The sequence below is a fragment of the Buttiauxella cochleicola genome, from assembly GCF_021283185.1.
Classification (GTDB): Bacteria; Pseudomonadota; Gammaproteobacteria; order Enterobacterales; family Enterobacteriaceae; genus Buttiauxella; species Buttiauxella massiliensis.
Map to the genome: position 1 here is coordinate 20,259 of NZ_JAJSOS010000001.1, position 20,567 is coordinate 40,825.

General features: G+C 50.7%; 15 protein-coding genes. 7 read left to right on the forward strand and 8 right to left on the reverse strand.

Annotated features, from left to right (window positions below; translation table 11 throughout):
* Positions 1-30 precede the first annotated feature (30 nt).
* The 4 genes from LVQ76_RS00080 to lrp form a co-directional block, all read right to left on the reverse strand.
* A complete protein-coding gene (locus LVQ76_RS00080; protein WP_232865018.1) occupies positions 31-1,374 on the reverse strand; it encodes a replication-associated recombination protein A in 1,344 nt (447 codons plus the stop codon).
* Between the two features lie 8 nt (positions 1,375-1,382).
* Entirely contained in the window at positions 1,383-1,994 is a 612-nt protein-coding gene (lolA, locus tag LVQ76_RS00085; RefSeq protein WP_232920702.1) for an outer membrane lipoprotein periplasmic chaperone LolA, read from the reverse strand.
* Between the two features lie 163 nt (positions 1,995-2,157).
* Positions 2,158-5,946, reverse strand: a complete 3,789-nt coding sequence (locus tag LVQ76_RS00090) for a DNA translocase FtsK 4TM domain-containing protein (RefSeq protein ID WP_232920703.1) — start codon at positions 5,944-5,946, stop codon at positions 2,158-2,160.
* A gap of 121 nt (positions 5,947-6,067) precedes the next feature.
* A complete protein-coding gene (gene lrp / locus LVQ76_RS00095; protein WP_000228469.1) occupies positions 6,068-6,562 on the reverse strand; it encodes a leucine-responsive transcriptional regulator Lrp in 495 nt (164 codons plus the stop codon).
* A 490-nt stretch (positions 6,563-7,052) separates the two neighbouring features.
* Between lrp and trxB the strand changes: the two genes are divergently transcribed.
* The 5 genes from trxB (at position 7,053) to infA (ending at position 13,044) form a co-directional block, all read left to right on the forward strand.
* Positions 7,053-8,021, forward strand: a complete 969-nt coding sequence (trxB, locus tag LVQ76_RS00100) for a thioredoxin-disulfide reductase (protein WP_064517474.1) — start codon at positions 7,053-7,055, stop codon at positions 8,019-8,021.
* Positions 8,022-8,151: 130 nt separating this feature from the next.
* A complete protein-coding gene (gene cydD, locus LVQ76_RS00105) occupies positions 8,152-9,918 on the forward strand; it encodes a heme ABC transporter permease/ATP-binding protein CydD (RefSeq protein WP_232865020.1) in 1,767 nt (588 codons plus the stop codon).
* The gene (gene cydC, locus LVQ76_RS00110) at positions 9,918-11,639 is read left to right on the forward strand and encodes a heme ABC transporter ATP-binding protein/permease CydC (protein WP_232865021.1); all 1,722 of its coding nucleotides are present in this window, start codon (positions 9,918-9,920) and stop codon (positions 11,637-11,639) included. Before cydD ends, cydC begins: the two co-directional genes overlap by 1 nt.
* A 202-nt stretch (positions 11,640-11,841) precedes the next feature.
* Positions 11,842-12,534: a leucyl/phenylalanyl-tRNA--protein transferase gene (aat, locus tag LVQ76_RS00115; RefSeq protein WP_232865022.1), complete on the forward strand. Its 693-nt coding sequence runs from the start codon at positions 11,842-11,844 to the stop codon at positions 12,532-12,534.
* Positions 12,535-12,825: 291 nt separating this feature from the next.
* Positions 12,826-13,044: a translation initiation factor IF-1 gene (infA, locus tag LVQ76_RS00120; protein WP_002211347.1), complete on the forward strand. Its 219-nt coding sequence runs from the start codon at positions 12,826-12,828 to the stop codon at positions 13,042-13,044.
* A gap of 105 nt (positions 13,045-13,149) precedes the next feature.
* Here infA and clpA read toward each other — a convergent pair whose 3' ends face one another.
* Together clpA and clpS are read right to left on the reverse strand one after the other, a co-directional pair.
* Positions 13,150-15,423 (reverse strand): ATP-dependent Clp protease ATP-binding subunit ClpA, encoded by a 2,274-nt coding sequence (clpA, locus tag LVQ76_RS00125; protein WP_151992730.1) that lies wholly within the window; start codon positions 15,421-15,423, stop codon positions 13,150-13,152.
* Between the two features lie 27 nt (positions 15,424-15,450).
* A complete protein-coding gene (clpS, locus tag LVQ76_RS00130; protein WP_034456405.1) occupies positions 15,451-15,771 on the reverse strand; it encodes an ATP-dependent Clp protease adapter ClpS in 321 nt (106 codons plus the stop codon).
* Positions 15,772-16,094: 323 nt separating this feature from the next.
* Between clpS and cspD the strand changes: the two genes are divergently transcribed.
* Positions 16,095-16,319, forward strand: coding sequence for a cold shock-like protein CspD (gene cspD / locus LVQ76_RS00135; protein WP_151992731.1), 225 nt, complete (start codon positions 16,095-16,097; stop codon positions 16,317-16,319).
* Positions 16,320-16,419: 100 nt separating this feature from the next.
* Here the strand turns inward: cspD and macB are convergent, their stop codons facing one another.
* Both macB and macA read right to left on the reverse strand, forming a co-directional pair.
* Complete coding sequence (gene macB, locus LVQ76_RS00140) at positions 16,420-18,366, reverse strand: macrolide ABC transporter ATP-binding protein/permease MacB (protein WP_232920704.1); 1,947 nt, start codon at positions 18,364-18,366, stop codon at positions 16,420-16,422.
* Complete coding sequence (gene macA / locus LVQ76_RS00145; protein ID WP_232903965.1) at positions 18,363-19,478, reverse strand: macrolide transporter subunit MacA; 1,116 nt, start codon at positions 19,476-19,478, stop codon at positions 18,363-18,365. The genes macB and macA overlap by 4 nt, the downstream gene beginning before the upstream one ends.
* Positions 19,479-19,619: 141 nt before the next feature.
* Between macA and LVQ76_RS00150 the strand changes: the two genes are divergently transcribed.
* On the forward strand, positions 19,620-20,567 hold the full coding sequence (locus LVQ76_RS00150; protein WP_232865025.1) for a VirK/YbjX family protein: 948 nt from the start codon (positions 19,620-19,622) through the stop codon (positions 20,565-20,567).

Genomic DNA, 20,567 nt, shown 5'->3' on the forward strand with positions numbered 1-20,567 from the left:
AGTTTTCCTAACCTTACCGCAACGTCTGCTTTAGCGGTAGCGTTTTGTCGGGCTATTTTGATCCTGTTCAGCAAGCCAGGCGAGCTTTTCACCAATCTTGCCTTCAAGACCTCTGTTTGTCGGCTGATAATAGCGTGTTTGTGCCATTTCCTGTGGAAAGTAGACTTCGCCGGAAGCATAGGCGTTAGGCTCGTCGTGAGCATAACGATACTCCTGGCCATAACCCATTTCTTTCATCAGCTTGGTTGGGGCATTACGTAAGTGAACCGGAACGTCATAATCCGGGCGTTCCCGAGCATCCGCCATTGCTGCTTTGAATGCTGTGTAAACCGCATTACTTTTAGGTGCACAGGCTAAGTAAACAATGGCCTGAGCGATGGCGCGCTCCCCTTCCGCTGGGCCGACACGGGTAAAGCAGTCCCACGCAGAGATAGCAACCTGCATGCCACGAGGGTCAGCATTACCTACATCTTCTGAGGCAATCGCCAGCAAACGACGAGCCACATACAAAGGATCACCGCCTGCCGTGATAATGCGCGCGTACCAGTACAAAGCCGCGTCAGGGGATGAACCGCGAACCGATTTGTGCAATGCAGAAATCAGATCGTAAAAACGATCGCCTTTGTTATCAAAGCGCGCGCTGCGTTCGCCCGCGATTTCAGTCAATAGAGCAATCTGCAAAACGCGATTGCCACTAGAATCGACTTCGGCCATGTCGGCCATCATTTCCAGCGTGTTTAATGCACGCCGGGCATCGCCGTTGACAAGTTCTGCAATAGCAAGACGCGTGTCATCGGGCAGAACAATGTTTTGCCCACCATAGCCACGAGCGGCATCGCTCATCGCCTGGCTCAAAACTTTTTCAATGTCTTCCGTGGTCAGCGATTTAAGCAAGTAAACGCGAGCACGCGACAATAGTGCAGAATTGAGCTCGAATGAGGGGTTTTCAGTGGTTGCGCCGATAAACGTAATCGTGCCGTCTTCAATGTGTGGCAAAAAAGCATCTTGCTGGCTTTTGTTGAAGCGATGGACTTCGTCGACAAACAGAATCGTTCGCCGCCCGGCGTTGCGATTCTGGCGCGCACGTTCTATGGCTTCGCGGATTTCTTTGACGCCTGAAGTGACAGCCGAAATGCGTTCTACATCGGCGTCAGCATAGTGAGCAATCACTTCAGCAAGTGTGGTTTTGCCCGTACCTGGTGGTCCCCATAAAATCATCGAATGAAGATGCCCCGCTTCGATTGCTTTAGGAAGCGGTTTACCAGGGGCTAGCAGATGTTGTTGGCCGATGTATTGCGCGAGGTTCTCTGGCCGCATACGCGCAGCCAGAGGTTTGAAGGTATTCTCAGAAAAATCGAGCGACAGGTTGCTCACTGATACCCCTACTTACGTTGATCGTCCACCGTCACGCCTTTAGGCGGGGTAAACGTAAACTTGCTCATATCCACCGCACCATTTTGCTGAGTTTTCAGCGCATAGCTGCTGCGTTGATCGTCTTGCTCAATCGCACTGAACTGATGGATAGTACCGTCGCTTCCGACATTAATAGTGAATTGCTTGAGATTACCTGCACTGGTTTTTGGCGTCAGTACAAAATCATCACCGCTTTGTTTAATGTTGTATTGCTGCCAGTCACTGCTCTGGTTACGCGCAATCAACATGAACGGTGTATTACCGGTTGCATCCTTCAGCCAGGTTGCGCTGACTTGCTCGACAAACGGGTTGTAGAACCACAATGTTTTACCATCAGAGACAAGAATACTTTCATCCGGTTGAGTCATGTGCCAGTTGAAAAGGTTTGGGCGTTTAACCCACAAGTCCCCCTGACCTTCCTGAACAGCCGCGCCACTACCATCAGTCACTTTCTGCGTGAAACTGGCGTGGAAGCTGCTGACCTTATCCAGACGCGTTTTCAGGTCGCCTGCGGCATCAGCCCAGACAGCGGTTGCGGTAAGAGCGGTCAACAAAGCACAAGTAATAACGATTTTTTTCATTATGATCCCTTTAAATTCACGCACCACAAAATGAATACACAGTGGCGTTTCTGCTGCCCACTCTAGTTGAGAGCTATTCTGAAGCAACAGAAGAATAAGCTGATTTTCCGGTAATTTACCCTTCTTTGCAAAAGAGCCGCAATCACGACTCTTTTGCACAGGGTTACTCAAATGGCGGTGGTGCAAGCACTTCGCGGTTACCATTATGCCCTTGGGAGCTCACGATACCCTGCGCTTCCATCTGCTCAACGATTCGCGCCGCACGGTTGTAGCCAATGCGGAACTGGCGCTGAACGCCGGAAATAGACGCTTTACGTTTTTCAACCACAAACGCGACAGCCTGATCAAATAACGGGTCGAGTTCTTCATCACCGTCAAGACCGCCACCTGCACCGCCTTCACTTTCGGTATCTGAAGTAATACCAGTGATATATTGTGGGCGACCACGCGCTTTCCAGTCCTGAACGACAGCATGCACTTCCTGATCGCGGACAAACGCGCCATGTACACGCACTGGCAGTGTTGAGTTTGGCCCGGAATAGAGCATATCCCCCATTCCCAGCAGTGACTCAGCACCGGCCTGGTCAAGAATGGTGCGGGAGTCAATTTTGCTCGACACGGTAAACGCTACACGCGTAGGAATGTTGGCTTTAATCAAGCCGGTAATCACGTCTACCGATGGACGCTGGGTTGCCAGCACTAAGTGAATACCCGCGGCACGCGCTTTCTGCGCCAGGCGAGCGATCAACTCTTCAACTTTCTTGCCTACCGTCATCATCAGGTCAGCAAATTCGTCCACCAGCACCACGATATACGGCAGTTTTTCAAGCATTGGATGAGCAATTTCCATGCTGTCGCCCGGCTTCCAGAACGGGTCTGGAATCGGACGGCCCATGCGTTCAGCTTCCAGCACACGCTCGTTGTAACCCGCCAGATTTCGCACGCCTAAAGCCGACATCAGCTTGTAGCGACGCTCCATTTCGTTAACGCTCCAGCGCAATGCATTGGCAGCATCCTTCATATCTGTAACGACTTCAGTTAACAGATGTGGAATGCCTTCATACACCGACAGCTCAAGCATTTTCGGGTCGATCATGATAAAGCGCACTTCGTCAGGTGTGGCTTTATACAACATGCTGAGGATCATGGCGTTTACGCCAACGGACTTACCGGAACCGGTGGTACCGGCTACCAGCAAGTGCGGCATTTTCGCCAGATCGGCAATGACAGGCTCGCCACCAATATCTTTGCCCAACACCACGGTTAACGGTGACGTGCTTTCGCGGAATTTGGCACAATCGAGCACTTCGCGTAGGTATACGGTCTGGCGTTTTTTGTTCGGTAATTCCAGGCCCACATACGGTTTACCCGGAATAACCTCTACAACACGCACCGCGACAGTCGACAACGAACGCGCAAGGTCACGCGACAAGTTAGAAATCCGCGCAGCTTTAACACCCGGCGCTAAATCAAGTTCAAAGCGCGTGATTACCGGACCTGGAGAGTAATCCACCACATCGGCTTTAATACGATAATCCGCAAGACGAGCTTCAACCAGGCGCGCCATTTGCTCAAGAGCAAAGGTATCTACTGGCTCAACTTCCGCAGGTGGCGAGGTCAGCAAGTCCAGAGATGGCAACGGCGTGGTTGGGCGCTGCAATGGGCGATCGTCACCATTACGCATCAGGAATGGATGGATCAAACTTTCATGAATCTGCGCCTGTGGTGCCGCTACGGGTGCAGAAGGTGCTGGCGGCTGTTGCACATTATGTTGCGGCGGAGGTGCAGGCTGCCAGCTTTGCGGCTGCTGAACAGGCGCAGCTTCTTCAATGTGACTCGGCGTAAACATTGGCTCACCAGGACCATCGTTCACTAACGTTTTCATTGGCGAGAAATCAAAATCATCCAATGAGAACGGAACATTATTTGACTGTTGTTGGTTAGGTTGCTGCTGGGGTGCTGAATAACGCTGTTGCTGCTGGGCAGCAAACTGACGCGCCAATTCTGCCTGCTCGGCCTCATCCGCATCCTGCTGCAAAGAGTTGTCTTCATACTCTTCGCCATAACGCTGCTGCTGTTGAGCTGCGAACTGACGAGCAAGTTCATGCTGTTCCATTTCTTCGGCATCGTCAGCATAGTCGTTTTCAATATCCATACCATTCTGGCGACGCGCTTCTTCTTCAGCCATACGCTGAGACGGTAACTTAATTCCATAAGAGGCGAGTTCACGGCGAGTCGGTACACGCACACGATTTGGGCGTGGCAACTGCGGGCCAATCCCCTCTTTTGTCTGCGGACGTGGCGCATCACTGGCAATGCTGAATACCGGGCTAAAGGCAGCCACAGCACTGGCAGCTTTTGCCGCATCTTTGACACCTTGAGGAACAGGGGGAGCCGCTACGACAGGAACCTCAGGTACAACGCCAGAGAAGCCCTGAGGAATAGCTGGTGCCTCAAAGCGTGAAGAATCCGGTACAGATGTTGATGCAAATGCCGGGGAGCTGTCATACCCATAAGGATCGGGTTTCGGCTCACTAACCGGTTGATACCAGGCCGCGAGTTGTTCACGCTCACGAGCACGTTTGGCTTCTACTTCTTCAAAATGATAGATAGGCGGACGAACGGCTGGCTTTACCTCTTCTACAGGCTCAGGCTCAACAATTGATTGCGCTGGGGTGGGGTCGTAATAAATTGGCTGAACTGGAGCTTGTGCAACAACAGCTTGTTCAACAACAGGCTGAACTATTTCTGGCTCTGCCCAATGGCTGGTCACCTGTTGAGGGTTGTATTGTTCAGCGGCACGAGGCGCGTGATAACTTTCAGGTGTCGGCGCAAGCACTGGCTCAGGCGTCACAGTAGTCGGTGCTGGTTCCCAGGCAATTGCAGGAGTCTCTACTACTTCCGGCGCAGGTGTAGCGACAGGAGGCACGGTTGCTGTTGGCATCACCGGGGCGGCGTATGCTGGGTTCGCCATAGCGGCAGCAGCAGCGACCGGCGCAACGATAGATTGCCCATGTAATAACGGATCGTACTCATCGTTTTCCGACAGTGTTGCTTTATTACCAGAGAAAAGTACGTCATCCTCAGACTGCGTAGCTTTATTTGGCGAGAACAAAACATCATCTTCGGCATCATCCATACGCTTGCCAGAAAACAGCGCTGAATCTGTTTTGCGTGCATTTGGATTGGCGAATTTTTCTGAAATGCGCTGCTTGCGAGCCAATGCGCCACGCAAAATACGCGCACGACGAGACTCACGCTTTTCTACTGCTGGTGCGTGTTCTTCATCATGTTCTTCTTCGTCGTAATCATCATCCTGCCAGGTGTTATCCCGGCGAGTGCGGTTGCTGGCAAACGTCAGCACGCTTAAAGTCGCGCTACCAATTTTCTCAGCGATCCCGACCCAAGACCAACCAGTAAACAACGTTAACCCTGCCGCCCACACGCACAAAAGCGCAATAGTGCCGCCACTGCTGTTGAGCAATGGCATCATGGCAGTGCTCAGCAAGCTACCAATTACCCCGCCAGAGGCAAAATACCAAATATCATCGGCGTTAATCGCAGCAAGGCCACAGGCGGTAAGAACCATAGCCAACACGCCTATCAGGCGTAAGGAAACGGCAAAATAATCAATAAACTCTTCGTTATCCCGATTGCGGAAAGTAAACCAACACGCACCGATAATGATAACCGGGATGGTGTAGGCCATTACGCCAAAAATAAACAACAGTGTATCGGCCAACCACGCGCCAGGCATCCCACCTAAATTATGGATAGGTTCATGCCATGCGGTTTGTGACCAACTGGGATCGGAAGGATTAAAACTAAGCAGCGCTACCATCAAATAGACGGCAAAAATGGCAACAAGGAGCAGTAAGGCTTCTAATGCCCGACGCCCGCTGCTGAGTTTCCTCAATGTAACTTCTTTTTCTTCGGTGTATTCCTGGCTCAAGTAAGACTCTCCAGGTCCTTAATAACTATGGAGAGCAACAGTGCCGGGCATTCCCGGCACTGTTGCTGTATGAATTACCAGGAGTGTAACCAAAATACGCAGATTTTGCACCTGGCCCGTGTTAACGGGTCTTAATAACCAGACGATTGCTCTGTTTGACCTCTTCCATGACCACATAGGTACGGGTATCGTTCACACCCGGCAGTCGCAACAAGGTTTCGCCTAGTAATTTGCGGTACGCTGACATATCAGGCACGCGGGTTTTCAACAGGTAGTCGAAATCGCCGGATACCAAATGACATTCTTGAATTTCTTCAAGTTTTTGAACAGCGGCGTTAAATTGCTCAAACACATCTGGTGCGCCACGATTCAGAGTAATCTCAACAAAAACCAGAAGTGATGCATCCAGATAATGCGGGTTCAGCAGAGCTGTGTAGCCCTGAATGAAACCCTGTCGTTCCAGGCGACGCACGCGCTCAAGGCACGGAGTCGGTGAAAGCCCTACTCGCTTCGAAAGCTCGACGTTGGAAATACGTCCATCCTTCTGCAGCTCGTTTAGAATGTTACGATCGATGCGGTCGAGATCTTTGCCAGGGCGCTTCTTACTATCTACCATTATTATTGTCTCTCTGTGTTCCTTCCTTCACCTGCCATAACCCGGGCAACGTCAATGTTCCGAGTGTACGTGAGAAGACCGGTGCCCAATGGCCGCCATCGACATCACTCATGGCGTCTGTCCACGCCATGAGTAGATTTCAATAACCCGGTAAAATTGCATCAGGTATGCGTGATTATTTTACAGCTCTCATACCAAATGTTTTTCTTCCTCGAATGTTTTCGCAAATGCTTAGCGGATTGTCAAAGCAAAACATCGAAATTTAGTGGAACGTGCCATATATCCGGGGCACTTGACGATTATTCATCACTTTACCTACGTGACTAATTACCCTGATCAGGTGGATTTTTATGCGCTTTCAGTGAATTGTTCTACGGCTGATTGAGCACAGCTATTGCACATATAGTTAACAAAATCGCTGCACCCTTTTTTTAACCCGCCAAATTCCCTACAATCCCTCGATTGTCTGCCAACGAACAATGAGGATCTCATGGGCACCGCTAAACACAGTAAATTGCTAATTCTTGGCTCCGGCCCTGCGGGCTACACCGCAGCAGTCTACGCGGCACGCGCCAACCTCAAACCCGTTCTGATTACCGGAATGGAAAAAGGTGGCCAGTTGACCACTACGACCGAAGTCGAGAACTGGCCGGGTGATCCAAACGACCTGACTGGCCCGGCTCTGATGGAGCGCATGCACGAACATGCGACCAAATTCGAAACAGAAATCCTGTTCGATCATATTTCTAAAGTTGATCTTCAGAATCGTCCATTCCGACTGACGGGTGATAGCGGTGAATACACCTGTGATGCATTGATCATCGCAACCGGCGCCTCAGCACGTTACCTGGGTCTGCCTTCAGAAGAGGCATTTAAAGGTCGTGGTGTTTCTGCCTGTGCTACCTGTGATGGTTTCTTCTATCGCAATCAAAAAGTTGCGGTCATCGGCGGTGGTAACACCGCAGTTGAAGAAGCCCTTTATCTGGCAAACATTGCCTCTGAAGTGCATTTGATTCACCGCCGTGACAGCTTCCGCGCTGAGAAAATCCTGATTAATCGCCTGATGGATAAGGTGAAGAACGGCAATATCGTACTTCACACTAACCGCACGCTGGATGAAGTAACTGGCGATCAAATGGGTGTTAGTGGCTTGCGTCTGCGCGATGCGCATAATACTGACCAGACTGAAGAGCTAGAAGTTGCGGGTCTGTTTGTTGCTATCGGCCACAGCCCGAACACGGGGATTTTTGACGGTCAGCTAGAGTTGGAGAATGGTTACATCAAAGTCCAGTCCGGTATCCACGGTAATGCCACGCAAACCAGCATCCCTGGTGTATTTGCCGCTGGTGATGTTATGGACCATATCTACCGCCAGGCAATTACCTCTGCAGGCACAGGATGTATGGCTGCATTAGATGCTGAGCGTTACCTGGACGGACTCGCCGAACAGAATAAGTAACTCTCGTAACCCCTAGCGACAGTTTGAAGATACGTAAAGGCGACTGAATAAGTCGCCTTTCTTTTGCCTGCGTTGTAACATTGCCCGCAAATTTTGCCTGATAATTCATCATTTACCTGCACTGGCAACCATGAATAAAACCCGTCAACAAGAACTTAGCCGCTGGCTAAAAACACAAAGCATTATCTCGCGCCGCTGGCTGGGGCTTTCCCGTTTTTTGGGTTTGGTCAGTGGGCTGCTGATCGTTGCTCAGGCCTGGATTTTAGCCAGGATGTTGCAGCATATGATTATGGAAAACATACCGCGTGAAGCTTTGCTTCTGCTGTTCGTTATCCTGATTCTGATTTTTGTATTACGAGCCTGGGTCGTATGGCTGCGTGAAAAGGTCGGTTTTTATGCCGGGCTGCACATTCGGCAGGAAATACGCCGTAAAGTGCTCGATCGCATCCACGAAGCTGGTCCGGCCTGGATTCAGGGCAAACCTGTAGGCAGTTGGGCAACGCTGGTTCTCGAACAGATAGAAGATATGCATGATTATTACGCCCGTTACCTACCGCAAATGTCGCTTGCGGTGATGGTTCCGGTACTGATTTTAATCGTAATTTTCCCATCTAACTGGGTCGCTGCATTGATTTTGCTCTGCACCGCACCGCTTATCCCGCTGTTTATGGCAATGGTCGGTATGGGGGCTGCAGATGCGAACCGCCGTAACTTCCAGGCGCTGGCTCGCCTTAGCGGCCATTTCCTTGACCGCCTGCGTGGTATGGAAACACTTCGCTTGTTTAACCGTGGTAGCGCTGAAACAGAGAATATCCGCGTCGCTTCGCAGGATTTCCGCCAGCGGACAATGGAAGTACTACGCCTTGCGTTCCTCTCCTCTGGCGTGCTGGAGTTCTTCGCCTCACTTTCAATCGCGCTGGTTGCGGTTTACTTCGGTTTCTCCTATCTGGGCGAGCTGAACTTTGGCCATTACAGCACCGGCGTGACGCTGTTTGCGGGTTTCCTGGCCCTGATTCTTGCTCCTGAATTTTTCCAACCGCTACGCGACTTAGGCACTTTCTATCACGCTAAAGCACAAGCCGTGGGTGCAGCTGATAGCCTGATGACATTCCTCGATGCGCCATTGCAGGAACGTAAAAAAGGCAGTGCACAATTTAATTGCAACGAGCCAATCTGCATTGAAGCGCGAGATTTAGTTATCCTGTCAACCGAAGAAAAAGCTCTCGCAGGTCCTCTGAACTTCACTCTTTCAGCTAATCAACGCGTCGTTTTGGTTGGGCAAAGTGGTGCTGGTAAAAGCTCACTACTCAACGTGTTATCTGGTTTTTTACCTTATCAAGGGCACTTGCTAATCAACGGTATTGAGCTTTCAGAGCTTGACCCTAAATGGTGGCGTGAACAACTCAGTTGGGTTGGGCAAAACCCACAACTTCCGGCTCCAACCATCCGCGAAAACGTGCTGTTAAGTGATCCAGATGCCAGCTCTGAACAATTAGCTACCGCACTGGAAAAAGCCTCTGTCAGCGAATTCCTGCCGTTGTTACCGCAAGGTATTGATACACCGCTTGGCGAAGCCGCAGCGCGCTTATCGGTCGGCCAGGCACAACGTGTTGCCGTAGCACGAGCCTTGCTGATGCCATGTGGATTGTTACTGCTGGATGAACCAGCCGCAAGCCTGGACGCTCACAGCGAGCAGCGAGTGATGGACGCTTTGAGTGACGCTTCCCGCCAACAAACGACGTTAATGGTAACGCACCAATTGGACTACATCAGCGACTGGGATGAAGTGTGGGTGATGCGTGATGGTCGTATTGTGCAACAAGGGAATTACGCAACGCTTGCCTCTCAGGAAGGTCCGTTTGCTACATTACTGGCTCATCGCCAGGAGGAGATTTAATGCGCGCTTTACTGCCCTATCTGGCGCTTTATTGCCGTCATAAATGGCTACTGACACTTGGCGTGGTGCTGGCGATTATCACACTGCTGGCAAGCATTGGGCTGCTCACGCTTTCTGGCTGGTTTCTCTCCGCATCGGCTGTGGTCGGCGTTGCAGGTATTTATAGTTTTAACTATATGTTGCCTGCCGCGGGTGTGCGTGGTGGCGCAATTACGCGTACCGCAGGGCGCTATTTTGAACGCTTAGTCAGCCATGATGCGACTTTCCGCGTGCTTCAGCATCTGCGCGTCTCCACTTTTAGCAAACTGCTTCCGCTCTCCCCTGCTGGGCTTGCTCGTTTTCGTCAGGGTGAATTGCTTAATCGCCTGGTTGCGGATGTCGACACCCTTGATCATCTTTACCTGCGCGTGATTTCGCCGATGGTCGGTGCATTTGTCGTCATTGCCGTTGTCACGTTCGGTTTGAGCTTCCTCGATGTGCAGTTAGCTCTAACGCTCGGCGGTGTTTTGCTGGCGACATTAGTCATATTGCCACCCTTATTTTATTACGCGGGAAAATCAACCGGTGAGGCGATTACCGTCCAGCGTGGACAATACCGTCAGCAACTCACAGCATGGCTACAGGGCCACGCAGAATTAACCATTTTTGGTGCTACCCAGCGTTATCGCCAGCAACTCGAAGCCACCGAAGATCGCTGGCAAGAAGCACAGCGCCGCCAGGCGGAGCTTACGGCTCTTTCACAAGCCGTTATGCTGCTTATCAGCGGTGTTGCCGTCATATTGATGCTGTGGATGGCTGCGGCTGGTGTAGGTGGAAATACAACACCTGGTGCGCTTATTGCGTTGTTTGTGTTCTGTGCCCTGGCCGCCTTTGAGGCACTGGCTCCGGTCACCGGAGCGTTTCAACATTTAGGTCAGGTTATCGCATCAGCATTACGCGTAACTGAAATCACCAGTCAAAAACCGGAGGTCGTTTTCACCGAACAGCCTCACTCCATCCCTGAAAGCGTAGCTTTGGATATTAACAACCTTAGCTTTGCCTATCCTGAGCAGTCTCAAATGGCGTTACGGGACATCTCTCTCAGAATCGAGGCTGGGCAACATGTCGCGATTCTCGGGCGCACAGGCTGTGGTAAATCAACGCTGCTTCAATTGCTGACCCGTGCATGGGAACCGCAGCAGGGCGAGATTCGCCTTAATGGAGAACCGTTGAGCCAGTTTGATGAAACGGCTTTACGCGCAGCCACCAGCGTCGTCTCTCAGCGCGTCCATTTATTTAGTGCCACGCTGCGCGACAACCTTTTGCTCGCAGCCCCCCAGGCAAGCGATCAACAACTGAGTCGTGTACTGACGCGCGTAGGTCTTGAGAAGTTGTTAGACGACTCAGGCCTGAATAGTTGGCTTGGGGAAGGTGGCAGGCAGTTATCAGGCGGAGAATTGCGCCGTCTGGCGATTGCACGAGCCTTATTGCATGACGCGCCGCTGTTTTTGCTCGACGAGCCGACCGAAGGTTTAGATGCGGAAACTGAACGCCAGATACTTGATTTACTGGCCGAAGTGACCAAAGAAAAAACCGTGCTGATGGTGACGCATCGCCTGCGTGGGCTGGCTCATTTCGACAGCATTATTGTGATGGACAACGGGGAAATTATTGAGCAAGGTACTCACGCAGATTTGATGGCCAGCGCTGGCCGTTATTATCATTTCCATCAGCGTTTGTAGACTGTGTAATGAGTACCATCCCAGTAGGCGTTATTGTTGCAGTCAGTTTGAACACGGACAGCGCGCAGGAACCGGAACGTAAACGAAGTACGTGAGGATTCTGAGCACTGCCCAGGTTCAAAATGGCAAATTAAATAGCCCTAGTGGGATGAGCACTTAGTCTATTATCAATAATTATAGTTAGCCCCGGAGCCGTGACGTCATGCGCCTTATTCAGCTTTCCCGTGACTCAATCGCCTTTCCTTCACCGGAAGGCGCGTTGCGTGAACCTAATGGGTTACTGGCGCTCGGGGGCGATTTAAGCCCGGCTCGTTTGTTGATGGCTTACCAGCGTGGCATCTTTCCCTGGTTTTCACCTGGCGATCCTATTTTGTGGTGGTCGCCAGACCCGCGCGCGGTGCTTTTCCCGGATCAGTTTCACCTGAGCCGCAGCATGAAGCGTTTCCACCGCAACTCCCCGTACCGCGTGACGCTGAACCACGCATTCGAGCGTGTTATCGCCGAGTGCGCAGACGATCGTGACGAAGGAACCTGGATTACACCTGAAATCATCGACGCCTATAAACGACTCCATGAACTCGGTCATGCTCATTCGATAGAAGTCTGGGAAGATAAAGAATTAGTGGGTGGAGTATATGGTGTGGCGCAAGGCTCTCTATTTTGTGGAGAGTCAATGTTCAGTCGCCGAGAAAACGCCTCCAAAACAGCGCTACTGGTGTTCTGCCAACACTTTCTCAGTTATGGCGGCAAGCTAATAGATTGCCAGGTACTTAATGCCCATACCGCATCGCTAGGAGCAATTGAAATTCCTCGCCGTGAGTATCTGGAACATCTGTCCATATTTCGTCCACAACATCTGGCATCTTATTGTTGGGTGCCACAAATCCTGTCGTAGCGATAATGTTTACGGCACATTACTGTTAAGAGTGTTATAATTAGCCCCGCAGAGTGAGCTCTGCTCATTACCCCGCCGCCGTTTGGGATTAGCTTTAACAGGGACAGCCCATCGTTTATCTCTTCGCAGCCCTCATCATAAGCGCCAATAGTGCAGCTTTTGGTTGGGTTTTGGGTAATGCGCAAATTGCACTTTCGCTGGTGATTTCACCAACAATTCTTTACATGATACGTGAACTTGGGCATTATCTTGCCGGTTCAAAACTATGGTAGTGATACCCTCGAGGATTAGATGGCCAAAGAAGACAATATTGAAATGCAGGGTACCGTACTTGATACGTTACCTAACACCATGTTCCGCGTTGAGCTGGAAAACGGGCACGTGGTAACCGCTCATATCTCCGGTAAAATGCGTAAAAACTATATCCGCATCCTGACGGGTGACAAAGTCACTGTAGAGCTGACCCCGTACGACCTGAGCAAAGGCCGCATTGTCTTCCGTAGTCGCTGATAGTTTTATTTAGCGCTGCGTGGTAAACAGGCGGCGTGAACAATTTAATAATAGAAAGGCCAGGTCATTGACCTGGCCTTTTTTTATTACGGCACTAATTATTAATTAGTGCGCCGTTTCCGGTTTATGCTTCTGCGCGCTATGGAAATTATAAATCAGTTTCTGATTATCTTTATCCAGCGCTACCGTCACCTGTCCCCCATCCACCAGTGAACCAAATAACAGTTCGTTAGCGAGTGGTTTTTTCAGGTTGTCCTGAATAACACGTGTCATTGGACGAGCGCCCATTGCACGGTCATAGCCTTTTTCTGCCAGCCAATCGCGGGCTTCCTGGCTCACTTCCAGAGACACACCTTTTTGATCCAGCTGCACCTGGAGTTCGACGATAAACTTGTCGACAACCTGATGAATCACATCTGTAGACAGATGGTTGAACCAAATAATGTTATCCAGACGGTTGCGGAATTCTGGGGTAAAGATCTTCTTGATCTCTTCCATTGCGTCGGTGCTGTTGTCCTGACGAATCAGGCCAATAGACTTACGCTCGGTTTCACGCACACCGGCGTTGGTGGTCATCACCAGAATTACGTTACGGAAATCAGCTTTGCGCCCGTTATTATCGGTCAGCGTACCGTTGTCCATCACCTGCAATAACAGGTTAAAGACATCCGGGTGCGCCTTTTCGATTTCATCAAGCAGCAGCACGGAGTGAGGATGTTTAATGACCGCATCCGTCAACAGGCCGCCCTGGTCGAAACCAACGTATCCTGGAGGTGCGCCAATCAAACGGCTCACCGTGTGGCGTTCCATGTATTCCGACATATCGAAGCGCAACAGCTCAATGCCCAGTGATTTCGCCAATTGAACGGTGACTTCTGTTTTACCAACACCCGTAGGGCCGGCAAACAGGAATGAACCCACTGGCTTATGATCATGCCCTAAACCGGCACGGCTCATTTTGATGGCTTCGGTTAACGCCTCAATGGCTTTATCCTGGCCAAACACCAGCATTTTCAGGCGATCATCAAGGCTGCGAAGCGTATCGCGGTCGCTTGCTGAAACACTTTTCTCCGGGATACGCGCAATACGCGCAACCACGGTTTCGATGTCAGAGACATTGACCGTTTTCTTACGCTTGCTCACCGGCATCAGGCGGCTACGAGCACCCGCTTCGTCGATAACGTCAATGGCTTTATCTGGCAAGTGGCGATCGTTGATATATTTCACCGCCAACTCCACCGCTGCACGAATCGCTTTCGCGGTGTAACGCACGTCATGGTGCGCTTCGTACTTCGGTTTCAGGCCGTTAATAATCTGAACGGTTTCTTCAACGCTTGGTTCAGTAATATCAATTTTCTGGAAGCGACGCGCCAGAGCACGGTCTTTCTCAAAGATATTGCTGAATTCCTGGTAAGTGGTTGAACCGATAACACGAATCTTGCCACTTGAGAGCAGCGGCTTAATCAGGTTTGCGGCATCAACTTGCCCACCAGATGCAGCGCCCGCACCGATGATGGTATGAATTTCATCAATAAACAGGATGCTGTTCTGATCCTGCTCAAGCTGTTTAAGCAGCGCTTTGAAACGTTTTTCAAAGTCACCACGGTATTTGGTACCCGCCAGCAGCGAACCGATATCCAGCGAGTAAATAGTGCAATCAGCAATCACTTCCGGAACATCGCCCTGCACAATACGCCAGGCAAGCCCTTCGGCAATGGCGGTTTTACCGACACCCGATTCACCCACTAACAGCGGGTTATTTTTACGGCGACGGCACAGAACCTGAATGGCACGCTCAAGCTCTTTCTCGCGGCCAATCAGCGGATCGATCCCTCCCACACGTGCAAGCTGGTTGAGATTGGTGGTGAAGTTTTCCATACGTTCCTCCCCGCCTGCTTGCTCTTCATTGACCGGATTTTCTGCACCCGGTGCCTGATTAGGTTCGTCTTTACGTGTACCGTGAGAGATGAAGTTCACCACATCAAGTCGGCTGACTTCATGTTTACGCAGCAGGTACGCTGCCTGGGATTCCTGCTCGCTAAAGATAGCCACCAGCACGTTTGCGCCTGTGACTTCACTGCGACCAGAAGACTGGACGTGGAACACCGCACGTTGCAGCACGCGCTGGAAGCTGAGCGTAGGTTGAGTGTCACGCTCTTCTTCACTGGCTGGCAGAACCGGTGTGGTTTGTTCGATGAAGGCCTCGAGTTCCTGTCGCAGCGCCACCAGATCTACGCTACACGCTTCCAGCGCTTCACGAGCCGATGGGTTACTGAGCAAAGCCAGTAACAGATGCTCGACAGTCATAAACTCATGTCGGTGCTCGCGCGCTCTGGCGAAAGCCATGTTTAAACTGAGTTCCAGTTCTTGATTGAGCATAGGCACCTCCCCCAAATTTTGCCTTCTTCAGGCTTTTTCTAGCGTACACAGCAGCGGATGCTCATGCTCCCTTGCATACTGGTTCACTAACGCGACTTTGGTTTCCGCTACTTCTGCAGTAAAAATGCCACAGATAGCTTTACCCTGATAGTGCACAGTGAGCATCAATTGCGTCGCACGTTCTACATCATAAGAAAAGAACTTTTGCAGCACGTCAATAACAAATTCCATCGGCGTGTAGTCATCGTTCATTAACATTACTTTATACATCGACGGTGGTTTTAGCGCTTCGCGCAATTTGTCACCCACCAGTTGGTCGAAATCCAACCAATCGTTCGTCTTACCCATTGCAAATCGTCATCATGTTAAATCGCCCGTTATCATTAAGGCGAAGCCCATAGGTTGAGTGTAATACGCTTTCAGTTAACGTGACTCATTGAGTTCAAACGTGACAACTTTTAGCTATAGAGAGCTCTGTCACATTAATCACAATAGCGTTAACTGCTTCAAATTTTTGATTCATTTTCAATCGATCACCCCCGTGCAACGCTTGACGACATGGTTAAATTATCTACATTGTACAAGCGTGAGTTGGCGAGGTTTTGAACAGCCCGCCCTCACCCACCGGTTCATTCCATCTCACTTATAAGATTTTCGAAGGATGTAGAAGCATGGAGACGGGTACAGTTAAATGGTTCAATAACGCCAAAGGGTTTGGTTTTATCTGCCCTGAAGGCGGTGGCGAAGATATCTTCGCTCATTACTCCACCATTAAGATGGATGGTTACAGAACGCTTAAAGCCGGGCAAACAGTCAGGTTTGATGTACATCAGGGGCCAAAAGGCAATCACGCTAGCTTGATTGTACCTCTGGAGCTAGAAGCAGCGGTCGCCTGACCTTTTGTTTCATTGTGTACATCCCCCAGTCAAAATGCCAGCCCGCAAGCTGGCATTTTTATTTCGGGTCTATAACCAATCGTCATATCTCAGATTAAAATTATTCACGCGCCAGCGCATCAATCGGGTTCAATCTTGCGGCATTTCTCGCTGGCAGCCAGCCAAAAATAATTCCCGTCGCAGTCGAACAGGCAAATGCGGTTAACAATGCCATCGGCGAGAAACCAATTTCCCAGCCCGGCAAAACCAGTTGCAAAGTGAAGGCAATAAGAAGAGATAAAGAAATCCCCAACGCGCCTCCCACCAGACACACCAGCACAGCCTCAATCAAAAACTGCTGCAGGACATCACTGGCTCGTGCGCCGACCGCCATGCGAATACCAATCTCTTTGGTACGCTCCGTTACCGACACCAGCATGATGTTCATCACGCCAATACCACCTACCAACAACGAAATCACCGCCACCAAAGTCAGGAACATCTGTAGAGTACGTGTGGTCTTTTCCGCCGTTTTCAACAGGCCGTCCATATTGTAGGTGAAGAAATCTTTCTTACCGTGACGTAACTGCAACAGCCGGTTGAGCTGCTGCTCCGCTTCGTGGCTGTTGTAACCCTCGTTAACGCGTACCGTAATAGAGTTAAGCCAGCTTTGCCCCATCACCCGCCCAGCCATGGTGTTATACGGCAGCCAGACACGCAGAATTTTACTGCTGCCAAACATCGACTGCTTCTCTTGCGCTACACCAATTACCGTCGCGGGCATATTCCCCACCAGCACGATTTCACCCACTACTTTGGCTTTATCGGGGAACAACTGACGTTTGGTGTTGCTGTCGAGCACCACCACCTGTGCGCGCCCTGCCAGCTGCTCTTCGTTAAAGGTGTTACCTTCGCTAAAGGTCATACCATAGACGTTAAAATACTGGCTGCTGACACCATTCACGCTGGCAGCAGCATCAACGTTGCCATAGCGCAAACGTAAATTACTCGAAAGCGCAGGCGTGGCTGAACTGACCCATGGTTGTTGGCTGATGGCCGCCAGGTCGTCGTATTTCAGCGCTTGCTGATACTGTGGATCATCATCGCCAAAATCTTTACCTGGATAGATATCAATCGTATTGGTACCTATCGAGCGAATATCCTGCAACACCATCTGTTTTGCCGCATCACCGACAATGACTATCGATACCACCGAAGCAATACCGATAATGATCCCAAGCATGGTTAACAGCGTGCGCATTTTATTCGCCGCCAGCGCCAGCCAGGCCATGGTAAATGCTTCGCGAAAACTGCTAAGTGTTTGCTGAAATGCCGAGTTTGCGGGCTGTGGTTTCACCTCTTTCGGTGCACCAGTCTGTTGAATAACAGAAGGAGGATTACTGATAATCTCACCATCGTGAATCTCGATAACACGCTGTGCCTGTGCTGCAATACTCGGATCGTGGGTCACAATGATGACGGTATGACCCAGTTCACGCAGTTGCTTGAGTGTTGCCATCACCTCTTCTCCAGAGTGGCTATCGAGCGCACCGGTTGGTTCATCAGCAAGAATAACCTGCCCACCATTCATCAGAGCGCGAGCGATACTGACGCGCTGCTGCTGCCCGCCTGAAAGCTGTGAAGGGAGATAATCAACACGTTCAGCAAGCCCCAGACGCATTAATAAAGCTCGCGCACGTTGCTGACGATAAACCCGCGCCGTACCGGCATACACCGCGGGTACTTCCACGTTTTGGGTCGCGTTCAGATGCGAGAGCAAATGGTAGCGCTGGAAGATAAAACCAAAGTGCTCACGGCGTAACGTCGCAAGTGCATCGCTGTCCAGGAGTGCCGTGTCCTGCCCGGCCACTTTGTAACTACCGCTGCTGGGTTTATCCAGACAGCCAAGAATGTTCATCAGCGTGGATTTACCAGAGCCTGACGCCCCGACAATCGCCACCATCTCACCGGCTTCAATCGTGATATTGATGCCTTTAAGCACTTCAACTTGTTCGTCTCCCGACGGATAGCTACGGCGAATATCCCGTAGCTCAAGCAGTGCTGTCATGGCGCACTCCCGGTGGTGCTTTTGCCAGTCACCACTTCTTCACCTTCGGTGAGGCCAGTGGCAACTTGCGCCTGGGTGTCATTACGCATACCGATAGTAATTTCGCGGTCACGGGTTTCACCGTTGCGTAAAACCGAAACTTTATAGCGGTTATCACCGACCGGCTCGCCCAGAGCGGCAAGCGGAATGGTTAATACGTCTTTCACGCCACCAAGCTGAATATGTACCTGCGCCGTCATTTCCAGACGCAGCACACCTTTCGGGTTCGGGACTTCGAAACGGGCGTTATAGAAGATCGCGTCGTTGACCTTAACCGGCGTCGGCAAAATATCGATTAGCAGCCCTTCATAGCGTGTTAGCGGATCGCCAAGCACGGTAAACCACGCTTTTTGGCCGGGCTTCAGGTGAATCACGTCAGCTTCAGAAACCTGAGCTTTCACCAGCATCGTGCCGAGATCGGCAAGTGTCAGAATATTCGGTGCTTGCTGAGCCGCAATCACCGTCTGGCCTTGTTTGGTGGTAATTTCAGTCACCTCACCTGCCATCGGTGCCACAATCTGCGTGTAATCAAGGTTGGTTTTTGCCGTATCTAACGACGCCTGATTACGTTTAATTTGCGCATCAATAGTGCCGATTTGCGCCTGCCTGACTTCAAGATCGGTCACTGCGGTATCCAGATCTTGCTGTGATATTGCCTGCGTTTTGGCCAGCGCCCGCTGGCGGTTTAACGTTACTTGCGCAAGTTTGGCCTGCGCCACAGCCTGGCGCCGCTGAGCACGCAACTCCATTAATGTCGCTTCCACTTCTTTAATCTGGTTTTGCGCTTGTTCTGGGTCAATAACTCCCAACAACTGATCTTTCTTCACTTTATCGCCGATGTTTACCGACAGCGTTTTTAGCTGCCCGCTGACCTGCGCACCCACATCAACTTTACGCAAAGCATCGAGCTTACCCGTCGCCAGCACACTTTGTTGCAGCTCACCTTTACGCACGATCATGGTCTGATAAACCGGCGCTGGCGCATTCAGAAACTTCCAGAGCCAAATGACGAACAGCAATACCAACAGGCCCAGAAGCCAATAACGTTTTTTTATTTTTCCCTTGAATCTCATAGGTATCCTGCAAACAGACTGGCTAATTAAATAAAGTCTCAACAAAAACCGCGAGTCTACGGCTCTCTGGCTACTGATTGAACATTCATTGAACTTAAGAGTGGTGAAATTACACCATTCTTTATCAACCAGGTTTCAATCATGTCGCCAATTACCGTAGACGAACTTATTTCAACACCGCAACTTAATGGCTGGCAGCTATTTCTTTGTCTGGCAAAGGGACAGTGGACGCCTGGTAGCGCATGGAAGAATCCGGCTTACCGCCGCAAGTTTGTCCTGCGGTCACTGGCAAATCCATGGGCTACGGCACGTTTACTGAGCGATTTATCTCATCAGCCCTGGCTTGAAAAACTGCTTAACGTGCAACCTGGTTTACCCTGCCGAACCCATCGCCCTTATTTAACAACGAATTTTAACCGCAAGGCTGTGGCGAATGCATTGTCTTTCCACTACAACGAACTGACCAATGCCCTGCCTGTAGCCCTACTACAGCAGCACTTCTCAGAAAAAGGTGCGCATCTGGCAACCATAACGGGTAAAGATGAATGCTTCTACTACCTGAATTTTTGTGCCATCGCCAATCTCGACAAAGAAGGTGAAGCGACGTTGACTTTCACCCGTCAGGATGGGATTTCGCTTGCCGGATTAACCTTCACTTTGTGCCAGTATCAGGGCCAAAAGACACTGTTTATCGGCGGATTGCAGGGAGCTCAAAGCGACGTACCCCATGAATATATCCAGGTCGCCACAAAAGCCTGTCACGGATTGTTCCCAAAACGCCTGGTTCTTGAAGCTGCCTGCCAACTGGCACGCCATTTGGGCGCGAAAAAAATCCTCGCGGTGAGCAACAGCTCGCATATCTATCGCTCATGGCGTTATGCGAAAAAGAAGAAAGATAAAATCCATGCCGATTACGACAGCTTCTGGCAATCAATGAGCGGTGAGTTATTGCCAGAAGGTCTCTTTAGCATGCCTTTGAGCGTGGCTCGCAAACCCCTTGAGGATATCGCCAGCAAAAAACGCGCGGAGTATCGCCGCCGCTACAGCTTGTTAGATGAGATGACAACGCATATTGAGCAGCAGTTTTAA

Coding starts and splice junctions, on each gene's coding strand:
- cspD (WP_151992731.1), top strand. CDS start 16,095: ATGGAGACGGGTACAGTTAAATGGTTCAATAACGCCAAAGGGTTTGGT.
- lrp (WP_000228469.1), bottom strand. CDS start 6,562: ATGGTAGATAGTAAGAAGCGCCCTGGCAAAGATCTCGACCGCATCGAT.
- clpA (WP_151992730.1), bottom strand. CDS start 15,423: ATGCTCAATCAAGAACTGGAACTCAGTTTAAACATGGCTTTCGCCAGA.
- cydC (WP_232865021.1), top strand. CDS start 9,918: ATGCGCGCTTTACTGCCCTATCTGGCGCTTTATTGCCGTCATAAATGG.
- LVQ76_RS00150 (WP_232865025.1), top strand. CDS start 19,620: ATGTCGCCAATTACCGTAGACGAACTTATTTCAACACCGCAACTTAAT.
- macA (WP_232903965.1), bottom strand. CDS start 19,478: ATGAGATTCAAGGGAAAAATAAAAAAACGTTATTGGCTTCTGGGCCTG.
- macB (WP_232920704.1), bottom strand. CDS start 18,366: ATGACAGCACTGCTTGAGCTACGGGATATTCGCCGTAGCTATCCGTCG.
- clpS (WP_034456405.1), bottom strand. CDS start 15,771: ATGGGTAAGACGAACGATTGGTTGGATTTCGACCAACTGGTGGGTGAC.
- infA (WP_002211347.1), top strand. CDS start 12,826: ATGGCCAAAGAAGACAATATTGAAATGCAGGGTACCGTACTTGATACG.
- trxB (WP_064517474.1), top strand. CDS start 7,053: ATGGGCACCGCTAAACACAGTAAATTGCTAATTCTTGGCTCCGGCCCT.
- aat (WP_232865022.1), top strand. CDS start 11,842: ATGCGCCTTATTCAGCTTTCCCGTGACTCAATCGCCTTTCCTTCACCG.
- cydD (WP_232865020.1), top strand. CDS start 8,152: ATGAATAAAACCCGTCAACAAGAACTTAGCCGCTGGCTAAAAACACAA.
- lolA (WP_232920702.1), bottom strand. CDS start 1,994: ATGAAAAAAATCGTTATTACTTGTGCTTTGTTGACCGCTCTTACCGCA.